This is a genomic window from Streptomyces sp. NPDC058662 (assembly GCF_042716255.1).
GTDB lineage: Bacteria > Actinomycetota > Actinomycetes > Streptomycetales > Streptomycetaceae > Streptomyces.
On the sequence record NZ_JBHXRU010000153.1, the window covers coordinates 1 to 9,977 of the forward strand.

General features: G+C 73.0%; 8 protein-coding genes and 1 riboswitch. Of the genes, 1 reads left to right on the forward strand and 7 read right to left on the reverse strand.

The features are described from left to right. Positions 1–77 precede the first annotated feature (77 nt). From ACFWUQ_RS30015 to ACFWUQ_RS30025, 3 genes are all read right to left on the reverse strand, one after another. Positions 78–1,280 (reverse strand): MBL fold metallo-hydrolase, encoded by a 1,203-nt coding sequence (locus tag ACFWUQ_RS30015; protein WP_384544298.1) that lies wholly within the window; start codon positions 1,278–1,280, stop codon positions 78–80. Positions 1,281–1,502: 222 nt separating this feature from the next. After that, entirely contained in the window at positions 1,503–2,288 is a 786-nt protein-coding gene (locus tag ACFWUQ_RS30020) for an SGNH/GDSL hydrolase family protein (RefSeq protein ID WP_384544300.1), read from the reverse strand. Positions 2,289–2,451: 163 nt separating this feature from the next. Beyond that, complete coding sequence (locus ACFWUQ_RS30025) at positions 2,452–3,447, reverse strand: peptidoglycan DD-metalloendopeptidase family protein (protein ID WP_384544302.1); 996 nt, start codon at positions 3,445–3,447, stop codon at positions 2,452–2,454. A gap of 4 nt (positions 3,448–3,451) precedes the next feature. Next, positions 3,452–3,648: riboswitch (cyclic di-AMP (ydaO/yuaA leader) on the reverse strand. A 288-nt stretch (positions 3,649–3,936) separates the two neighbouring features. Between ACFWUQ_RS30025 and ACFWUQ_RS30030 the strand changes: the two genes are divergently transcribed. Further along, complete coding sequence (locus ACFWUQ_RS30030) at positions 3,937–4,755, forward strand: tyrosine-protein phosphatase (RefSeq protein ID WP_384544304.1); 819 nt, start codon at positions 3,937–3,939, stop codon at positions 4,753–4,755. 30 nt (positions 4,756–4,785) lie between these two features. Here ACFWUQ_RS30030 and ACFWUQ_RS30035 read toward each other — a convergent pair whose 3' ends face one another. The 4 genes from ACFWUQ_RS30035 to shc are packed head-to-tail and all read right to left on the reverse strand — an operon-like array spanning position 4,786 to position 9,921. Beyond that, positions 4,786–6,207: an aspartate aminotransferase family protein gene (locus ACFWUQ_RS30035; RefSeq protein WP_384544306.1), complete on the reverse strand. Its 1,422-nt coding sequence runs from the start codon at positions 6,205–6,207 to the stop codon at positions 4,786–4,788. Beyond that, positions 6,204–7,235: an adenosyl-hopene transferase HpnH gene (gene hpnH / locus ACFWUQ_RS30040; protein WP_384544308.1), complete on the reverse strand. Its 1,032-nt coding sequence runs from the start codon at positions 7,233–7,235 to the stop codon at positions 6,204–6,206. Before hpnH ends, ACFWUQ_RS30035 begins: the two co-directional genes overlap by 4 nt. A 5-nt stretch (positions 7,236–7,240) precedes the next feature. Then, on the reverse strand, positions 7,241–7,891 hold the full coding sequence (locus tag ACFWUQ_RS30045) for a 1-hydroxy-2-methyl-2-butenyl 4-diphosphate reductase (RefSeq protein WP_384544310.1): 651 nt from the start codon (positions 7,889–7,891) through the stop codon (positions 7,241–7,243). Then, positions 7,891–9,921, reverse strand: a complete 2,031-nt coding sequence (gene shc / locus ACFWUQ_RS30050; protein WP_384544312.1) for a squalene--hopene cyclase — start codon at positions 9,919–9,921, stop codon at positions 7,891–7,893. Before shc ends, ACFWUQ_RS30045 begins: the two co-directional genes overlap by 1 nt. Positions 9,922–9,977: the final 56 nt, after the last annotated feature.

Genomic DNA, 9,977 nt, shown 5'->3' on the forward strand with positions numbered 1-9,977 from the left:
GGCCGGGGGCCGGTCGCGCGCCGTGCGGGGAGCGTGCGGGGCCGCGGGGCCGCGGGGCCGACGGATCGTGCCCCGCGTCAGGATCCGACGGCCTCCGGCTCCGCGGTGCCGGTCGGGCGGGCTTCGACCGGCGGGGCCGCCGGCGCGCGCCCGACGGGACCGGGCGCGGGTCCACCCGCCACGAACGGTCGCCACCACGGGGCGCTCGGGGCGTCGGCGGAGCCGGGCTCGAAGGGCTGGCCGGGCACCGGGAGCGCGATCGCGGCGCCCGCCCCGGTCGCCGCGGCGACGGTCCCCTCGCCCGGCTCGTCCCACGGGTGCGGGGCCAGGTTGAAGGTGCCCCAGTGGATCGGCAGCATCGTGCCGTGCGGGGTGCCGCCCTGGAGGTCGAGATGGGCGCGCATGCCCTCCTCGGGGGTCATGTGGATGTCGGGCCAGTACTCGGAGTAGGCGCCGATCTGGATCATCGTGGCGTCGAACGGGCCGTGCGCGGCGCCGATCTCCTCGAATCCGGGGAAGTAGCCGGTGTCCCCGCTGTGGTAGATCCGGTGCTCGTCGCCGCGGACGACCCAGGAGGCCCACAGGGTGTGCTGCTGGTTGCGCAGGCCCCGTCCGCAGAAGTGGCGCGCGGGGGTCGCCGTGAGCGAGAGCCCGGCCACCTTCACGGACTCGTTCCAGTCCAGCTCGTGCAGCCGGTCCGCGGACACGCCCCAGCGCTCCAGGTGCGCGCCCACGCCGAGCGGGACCGCGAAGACCGTGTCCGTACCGGCCAGCTGCTTGATCGTGGGCAGGTCGAGGTGGTCGTAGTGGTCGTGGGAGATCACCACCACGTCGACCGGGCCCAGCGAGGCCAGCGGGACCGGCACCGGGTGCAGCCGCTTGGGGCCGGCGAAGGGGAAGGGGGAGCAGCGCTCGCCCCACACCGGATCGAAGAGCACCCGGCGCCCGTCGATCTCGGCGAGCACGCTGGAGTGCCCCATCCACGTCAGGCGCAGTCCGCTCGCGGGCGGCTTCGCAAGCTCCGCCAGGGTGGTCGGGTAGACGGGGATCGGCGCGCCGGGGATGCGCCGGACCCGCTGCTCCTTGTGGAAGTAGACCTTGGCGAACTCCCGCATCGAGCCCGAGGGCCTGGTCCGGGCCCCCACCGGGTTCTGGAAGACGCCGTCGGCGAAGTGGGGTGAGCGGTGGATCCGCTCCAGCCGGGCGCCGGACGGGTCCGCGCCGAAGGCTTCGGGCCGCAGGGCGCGCAGCCGTGGACGCAGGGGACGGGAGCCGGTCAAAGCGCCTCCTGGGAGGGTGGTGGCAGGACGGTCGTGGGTCTACGACCATCCCAACGCGTACCGGCCCCGAAGGATTCCGGTTCCGGCCGCCGTCCGCTCCGGCGCCCCCGCGTCGCCCCCGTCACAGCCGCCCGGCCCCCGTGCCGCCCCCGTCACAGCTACCGCCGTGGCGCCCCCGCCACAGCCGCCCGGCCCCCGTACCCGCGGACCGGCCCCCGCCGGCTACAGCGGGAGCAGGTCCGGCCGCTTCGCCTCGACGTGGTCCCCGGAGGACTCCCCGCGCAACCGTCGGCCGATCCACGGCGCCAGGTGCTCGCGGGCCCACTGGATGTTGTCCCGGGTCACGTCCACCGAGCCGCGCGGGCGCTCCGGCGGCCACGGCTGGTCGGGGTCGGCCGGTACCTCCAGGCCCAGCACCTGTGCCGCCCGCAGGGCGACCCGGGTGTGCCCGTCGGGCGACAGGTGCAGCCGGTCGCCGTCCCAGGCCCGCCGGTCCTGGACGGACTTGAGCGACCACAGGTCGAGCACCGGGCAGTCGTACCGGTCGGCGATGGCGCGGACATGCGCGCTGTACGTCGCCACCTTGCCCCGGATGTGCCGCAGGACGGGCACTCCCCGGGTGTCGAAGCCGGTCGTGATCATGACCTGGCCGACCGAGCCGGCGAGGTCGGCCACGGCCGCCTCGAACCGCTCGGCCACGTCGTCCGGGTCGCTGCCCGGCCGGATGATGTCGTTGCCGCCCGCGCAGAAGGTCACCAGGTCCGGGCCGAGCTGTTTGGCCCTCGGCACCTGCTCGGCCACGATCTGGTCGAGGAGCCGCCCCCGGACGGCCAGGTTCGCGTAGCGGAAGTCGTGTTCGTCGCGCTGGTCGGCCAGAAGGACGGCGAACCGGTCCGCCCAGCCGAGATAGGTGCCCCCGGGTCCCGGGTCCCCCACACCCTCGGTGAAGCTGTCCCCGATCGCCGCGTACGAGCCGATGGTCTTGAGTTTCGTCGTCGTCGCTGCCACGAGACACCATCCTTCACTCTCGTGCACGACCTACGCCAACGTAATGGGGGGTTGACGGACCGTGATCTGTACCACCCGGGGGACCAGGAATAAGTGCGCGTGGGGCCGGGACCCCCCTCGGGTCCCGGCCCCACGCGTGTCAGCGCTCCGACGGCGGGTGCCGTCAGATGGTCACGCCCTTCGAGCGCAGGTAGCTCAGCGGGTTGATGTCCGAGCCGTAGGACGGGCCGGTGCGGATCTCGAAGTGCAGGTGCGGACCGGTGGAGTTGCCGGTGGAACCGGAGAGGCCGATGCGCTGGCCGGCGGTGACGCTCTGGCCCGACGAGACGGACAGCGAGGACAGGTGGGCGTACTGGGAGTACTTGCCGTCCGCGTGCCGGATGACGACCTCGTTGCCGTACGAACCGCTCCAACCGGCGGAGACCACGGTGCCCGCGCCGACGGCCTTGACCGTGGTGCCGGAGCTCGCCATGAAGTCGAGGCCGGTGTGGTAGCCGGAGGACCACATCGCACCGGCGACCCGGTACTGGGTGGACACCCCGCCGCTGACGGGGGCGACGAAGCCGCCGGCGGCGACCGTGTTCGAGCCGGCCGCGGAGCCGGCCGGGGTGCCGGCGTCCTGGGGCTGCTGCTTCGGCTGCGGCTTGCGGACGGGGGCCGCGGCGGGCTCGTCCCTCTCGGCCGCCGCGCCCTTCCCGGCCGCCGGGGCCTTGTCGGAGGACTTCGCGGCGGGCGCCGGGGCGGTCTGCGTCGGAGCGGCCTTGCCCGGCGCGCCGAGCGTGAGGCGCAGGCCCGGGTGGATCAGCGACGGGTCGGAGCCGACGGCCTCGCGGTTGTCGGCGTACAGCTGCTCCCAGCCACCGGACAGCTGCCGCTCGACGGCGATCTTGGAGAGGTAGTCGCCCGGCACGACCGTGTACACGGTCGGGGCGGCCTGCGCCGTCACGGGCACCGCCTGCGGCGCCACCGGGGCCGCGGCCTGGAGCTGCGGCGCCGCGGCGGGGACCACCGCGGGAGCCGCGGCCGGCGCGCCGGCCGCCTGGGCGCCGGCGGCGCCCATCAGCGGCAGCGCCAGGGCGGCGCCGCCGGTACCGGCGACGGCGAGACCGCGCGATATCGAGCGGGACTTGGGACGGCGGTGCTTACCCTTTGCAGGCATGGCGAATTCCTCTCCGTCGCCTACGAGGTGAGCTGTCGGGTTCGGACTGGAGATGTCCGGCCGTCCATGTGCGAGACATGTACGGCTTCACCCCGAGCTGTCCGGATACGAAGATCCGGACAGCGGCTTACCTGGGTCCCCCGCTCCTGCCGCGCGCGTGAATAGTCGGGTGCGGTTTCCGGGAGGCGGCAGGATTAGGCGGTCCACCCGGATCGATCGCGAAGGTAATCCAGTCCGACCGCAGGTAACAAGCCATGAATTCCCGGACGGATTCCCGGGGGTGAGGGATCGACGGAATTCCGGTCACCCTCTGTCCATTCCGCCGCGGCAACAACCGTCCTGGCTGGGCCATTCGGCTTCCGCGATCAGGCACGCACGGTCACCGTATGATCTGGCTCACGGGGAGGCGCGCGATCTGGCCGCCGCCTACGGCAAGTTAGTGCCAAGTAGCCCAATTCGGACACGCCACCACACAGCGGAGGAGTTCCCGTGACCCAGCAGATACCCCCGGCGCCGCCCGCACAGCCGCAGCCCGAGCCGGAGTTGTCCGGTGTGCGTAATTTCCGCGATGTGGGCGGATTGCCGACGGTGGACGGGCGAAGGGTCAAGCCGGGACGACTGTTTCGAAGCGGACATCTGGCGCATGCCACCGATACCGATGCGGAGTTCCTCTCCTCGCTCGGCCTCCACACCGTCTTCGACTTCCGCAACGCCGCCGACCACTCCCTGGAGGGCGCCGACATCGAGCTGCCCGGCGTACGGAACGTCAACATCCCGCTCTCGGACCCCGCCGACGGCCGGGAGTTCTGGAAGATGGTCCGCGAGGGCGACCTCGAACAGCTCCGCTCGGTACTCGGCGACGGCCGGGCCGCGGCCCGGATGGCGAACTCCTACCGCCAGATGATCAGGTACCGCACGGCCGAGCACAGCCGGGTGGTGCACGCCCTCGCCGAGGAGAGCGTCCCGGCCCTGATGCACTGCGCGGCGGGCAAGGACCGGGCCGGACTGGCCATCGCCGTCACCCTCCTCGCGCTCGGTGTCGAACGCGACGCGATCGTCGCGGACTACCTGGAGTCCAACGCCCCGCACCGCCGCTACCGGATCCGCCGGAGCGGCGGCGCCGCCGAGGAGCGCACTCCCGAGGTGATGGAGCTGCTCGCCCCGCTCTTCGACGCCCGCGCCGACTACCTGACCGCCGCCTTCGAGACCATCGACGAGCAGTGGGGCGGAGTGGAGCGCTACCTGGCCGAGGGCCTCGGGCTGACACCCGGGACCCTCGTCCGGCTCCGCGACCGACTGCTGTCGTAGCGGGGCGCCGGGCCCGGGACCGGCCGGATGTCAGCGGTTGCCCACCGCCTGCTTGACCAGCGTCCGGCCGAAGTCCCACATGAGCCCCGAACCGCCGTGCGCCTCGTCCATGACCGCCCGGAACGCTCCGACGAACCGGTCGACGTCCCCCTCGTCCACGATCAGGGGCGGGATCAGTTTGATCACTTCCAGGTGGTCCCCGGAGACCTGCGTGAGGATCCGGTGCTTCTGCAGCAGGGGCACCACGACCATCTGCGCGAAGAGCCCCTTGCGGGCCGCCTGGAGCACGCTCCACCGGCTGCGCAGGCCCAGGGAGGACGGCCGGCCGAACTCGATGCCGATCATCAGCCCCCGCCCGCGCACCTCGTGCAGCAGCTCGTACTCGTCGACCATCGCCGCGAGCCGCCCACGCAGCAGGTCGCCCGTGGAGCGGGCGTTGGCCACGAGTTCCTCGTCCTCCATCACGGACAGGACCGCGAGCCCGGCCGCCATCGCCTGAGCGTTGGAGCCGAAGCTCGCGGAGTGCACGAGGACCCGGTCCATGGACGAGTAGACCTTCTTGAAGATCCAGTCCTTGCCCAGGGTCGCGCCGACCGGTACATAGCCGCCCGACAGCGCCTTGGCGACGCAGACCAGGTCCGGTTCCACGCCCGGTTCGTGCTGGTAGGCGTAGAAGTCGCCGGTACGTCCGAGGCCGGTCTGCACCTCGTCCGCGATGAGCAGCGCCTTGTGCCGGTGCAGCAGCTCCTGCGCCGCGAGCAGGAACCCGGGCGGCGCCGCGAGGACGCCCTTGCCCTGGATCGGCTCCACCACGAGGGCCGCCACGTCGCCGCGCGCGAGCTCCCGTTCCAGGGCCGCCAGGTCTCCCAGCGCGATCCCCGTGTCGGGGAGCAGCGGTGCGAAGCCGTCCCGGAAGCCGCTCTCCCCGTTCACCGAGAGCGAGCCGGTGGTGAGCCCGTGGAAGGCGTGGTGGCAGTACAGCACCCTGGGCCGGCCGGTGGCGTACCGGGCGAACTTCAGGGCGGTCTCCACGGCCTCGGTGCCGCTGTTGCCGAAGAAGACCCGGTCCAGGTGCGGGGTGTACGAGAGCAGCTTCTCCGCCAGCAGCCCGGGCAGCGGCTGGCAGTCGAAGCGGGTGAGGTCGGCGAGCTGGGCGTCCAGAACGTCGTGCAGGGCCCGGCGGACCACCGGGTGGTGGCGGCCGAGGCCCATCACTCCGAAGCCGGCCAGCATGTCGAGGTAGTCGTTGCCCTCGTCGTCCCAGAAGTGCGCGCCCTCGGCCCGTTCGTAGACCTTGTCGAAGCCGATGGTGCGCAGCATCCGGGGCAGCTGGTGGTTGAGGTGGCGGGCGTGCAGCTCGTACCGTTCCCCGCCGCGCGCGGCCAGCAGGGCGCCGAGGTCGAAGCCCCCGCCCCGGGCGCTCGGCGTCCGACCTCCCGGGGGCGCCGTCATGCCGACGCGCCCCGGTTCCCGGCGATCGTCTCGCGGGCCGCCCGGAGGGACTCCTTGAGGGAGCCCATGGTGGCGAGGACGGCGGTGGGCTCGTAGCCGCAGTGCGCCATGCAGTTCGCGCAGCGCGGGTCCTTGCCCCGGCCGTACTTGGTCCAGTCGGTGTCGTCGATGAGCTCCCGGTAGGTCGGGACGTAGCCGTCGCTCATCAGATAGCAGGGGCGCTGCCAGCCGAAAAGGGAGTAATTCGGGATCGCCCAGGCCGTGCAGGGGAAATCGGCCTTCCCTTCCAGGAAGTCCAGGAAGAGCGGGGAGTGGTTGAGCCGCCAGCGCCGCCGGTTGCCGCCCGCGAAAGCCTTCCTGAAGAGTTCACGGGTCTGTTCGACACCCAGGAAGTGCTCCTGGTCGGGGGCCTTCTCGTAGGCGTAGGCGGGCGAGATCATCATCTCGTCGACCCGGAGGTCGTCATTGAGGTAGTTGAGCACCTCGATGATGGTCTGCGGTGTGTCGGTGTTGAAGAAGGTGGAGTTCGTCGTCACCCGGAATCCGCGCCGCTTCGCCTCCTTGATGGCCGCGACCGCCTCGTCGAAGACGCCTTCCTTGGCCACGGACTCGTCGTGGCGCTCGCGCAGTCCGTCGATGTGCACGGCGAAGGCGAAGTAGGGGGACGGTGTGAACTTCTCGATCTTCTTGCGCAGCAGCATCGCGTTGGTGCAGAGGAACACGTATTTCCGCTTCGCCACCAGCTGCCTGACGATCTCGTGGATCTGCGGGTGCATCAGGGGCTCTCCGCCCGCGATGGACACCATCGGAGCGCCGGACTCCAGCACGGCCCCGACCGCCTGGGCGACCGGCATGCGCTGCTTGAGCACCCCGGCCGGGTGCTGGATCTTCCCGCATCCCTCACAGGCGAGGTTGCAGGCGTACAGCGGTTCCAGCTCGACGATCAGCGGGAACTTCTCACGCTTGCGGAGCTTCTGTTCGAGAAGATAGGTCCCGACCCTGATGGACTGTCGCAGTGGCATGGCCATCTGGCTCACCTCCGGGGGAGCAGCGAAGAACGGTGCCATTCGTAGAACGCGGGCAGTACGGCGCGCAATACACGGAAGGCCGATATTCCACCGCGGACGGTGCCGATACGGACGAGCTCGTGCTCCGGAGCGTCCACGATCACCCGGACGGCCGCAACCGGGCGCCCGCCCGCGCGGGCGGCGGTCCACAGGGTGGCCGCGGACTCCATGTCGACCGCGACCGCGCCGGTGGCCCGCAGCCGTGCGCGCTCCTGGCCGCGGACGACGCGGTCGGACCCGGTCAGTGCGCCGAGGTGCACCGTGCGGCCGGGAACGGCCCGGGCCAGGGCCTCGGCGAGCAGGGCGGTGCCGGTGCAGGCGACCGTCCCGCGAGGGTCCCGGGCCTCCTGGGCGACGACCAGGTCGCCGGGGTGCATGCCGGGGACCAGTCCGGCGCAGAAGCCGGTCGCGAGGACGGCGGCCCCGGCCATCCCCGGCCGCGCCAGCGTCCGCTCCACGGCCCGTTCGGCCGCGCGCGGCCCCATGCCGGTGCGCAGGACGGCGTACTCCTCGGGAGCGCCGCGGCCCGTACCGCGCAGGGCGGCCCGCTCGATGCGCAGGGCGCAGGCGACCACCAGCGGGCCGGGGACGGCCGGCCCGGGCCCGCGCGCGCCCATCACGCGCCCCCGTACGGGGGCGCGTGGGCCCCGGGGGACGCGAACGGCTCCCCGTACAGGTAGCGGCCGAGTGCGGTGAGGGGGAACACCTGCCGGTACAGGTGGTAGTTGATGGAGAAGTCCCACGGGAAGCCGGTACCCGTGAAGTGCGGCTCGTCCCAGGAGCCGTCCTCGGCCTGCGTCCGCACCAGGTGGGCGATGCCCCGTTCGACGGCCTCGCTGTCGCGTTCGCCGGCCGAGAGCAGGGCCATCAGCGCCCACGCGGTCTGGGAGGCGGTGGAGGCGCCCTTCCCGGCCCAGGACCGGTCCTGGTAGGAGCGCTGGTCCTCGCCCCAGCCGCCGTCCTCGTTCTGTACGGACTCCAGCCAGCGCACGGCCCGCCGGACGGCGGGGTGCGAGGGGGCGATGCCGGCGGCGGTCAGCGCCGGCACCACCGACCCGGTGCCGTAGACGTAGTTGGTGCCCCAGCGCCCGAACCAGCCGCCGTCCGGCTCCTGTTCGGCGAGGAGCCAGGCGATGCCGCGCCGGGTCCGTGCGTCGCCGGCGCGGCCCTCGAAGGCGAGCATCTCCACGACGTGGGCGGTGACGTCGGCCGACGGCGGGTCGATGACCTCCCCGAAGTCGCAGAAGGGCAGCCGGTTGGGCAGCGGGCTGGTGTTGTCGGCGTCGAAGGCGCCCCAGGCGCCGTTCTTCGACTGCATGCCCAGGGTCCAGGACACCCCGCGGGCGATGGCCGCCTCGACCCGCCCCGGGTCGGGGTGCTGGATCCGGCGCAGGGCCAGGACCACCTCGGCGGTGTCGTCGATGTCGGGGTAGGTGTCGTTGTGGAACTCGAACGCCCAGCCTCCCGGGGCGAGTCCGGGTCGACGCACCGCCCAGTCGCCGCTGCGCACGACCTCCTCGCCCAGCATCCAGTCCGCGGCCTTGACCAGGGCCGGGTGGTCGGGCCGCAGGCCCGCGTCGGCCAGGGCGATCGCGGCCAGGCAGGTGTCCCACACCGGGGACTGGCAGGCCTCGATCATCCGGGCGCCGTCCTCGCGCCACACCGCGAAGCGGTCCAGGGACTCCAGTCCGGCCCGCATCACCGGGTGCCTGAGGTCGTAGCCGAGCAGGTGCAGGGCGATGACGGAGTACACGGCGGGCGGCTGGATCCCGCCCCAGCAGCCGTCGATCTCCTGGCGCTCCACGATCCAGCGGCCCGCGGTGGCCATGGCCGCCCTGCGGAGCCGGCGGGGGGCGAACCGCCGGTAGACGTGCAGCGCCCTGTCCATCCGCTGGAAGACGCCTTCCCAGCAGGCCAGCGGGGCCCGGCGGGGGGCGGGGTACGGGTTCCGGGCGTCGGCGTGCAGCTCGTCCAGGGTGAAGGGGGCGGGGCGGACGGGCCGCATCGCGGAGACCACCGTGAGCGGGACGATGGTTTGGCGGGCCCAGCAGCCGAAGTCGTAGATGTTGAGCGGCACCCAGGGGGGCAGGAAGACCAGCTCCGGCGGGAGTTCGGGCAGGTGGTCCCAGCTCCACCAGCCGAAGAGCGCCAGCCAGATGCGGGTGAAGACGCGGGCGGCGGCGATCCCTCCGTGGGCCCGGATCCAGGCCGAGGCGCGGGTCATGTGCGGCGCGTCGGGCGCGTCCCCCGCCAGGCGCAGGGCGACGTACGCCTCCACGGTGGCCGAGAGGTCGGGCGGGCCGCCGTGGAAGGTGGCCCAGGTACCGTCCTCCCGCTGCTCGCCCCGGATGAAGAGGGCGGCGGCCCGGGTGACGTCCTCGTCCCCGATGCCGAGGAACTGGCGCAGCAGCAAGTCCTCGGCGTCCATGGTGACGTTGGTCTCCAGGTCACCCTTCCACCAGCCCTCGGGGTCCTGACGCGCCAGGAGGTGCCGGGCCGCGCGGGCGGTGGCCTCGTACACCTCCCGCGGGCTGCCGTCCGGCGGCTCGGGCAGGTCCGCGGCCGCGCGCCCCGTGCCGGGCCCGCCCGCCGGTCGGAGCCCGGCCCGGGGTGCGGCCGCCCGGGCGGGGTGGGGCGGCGCCGCGATCCTCCCCCCGGCCGCCGCCGGGACGGCTCCGGGCCGGTCGGGTCCCGGTGCGGCGG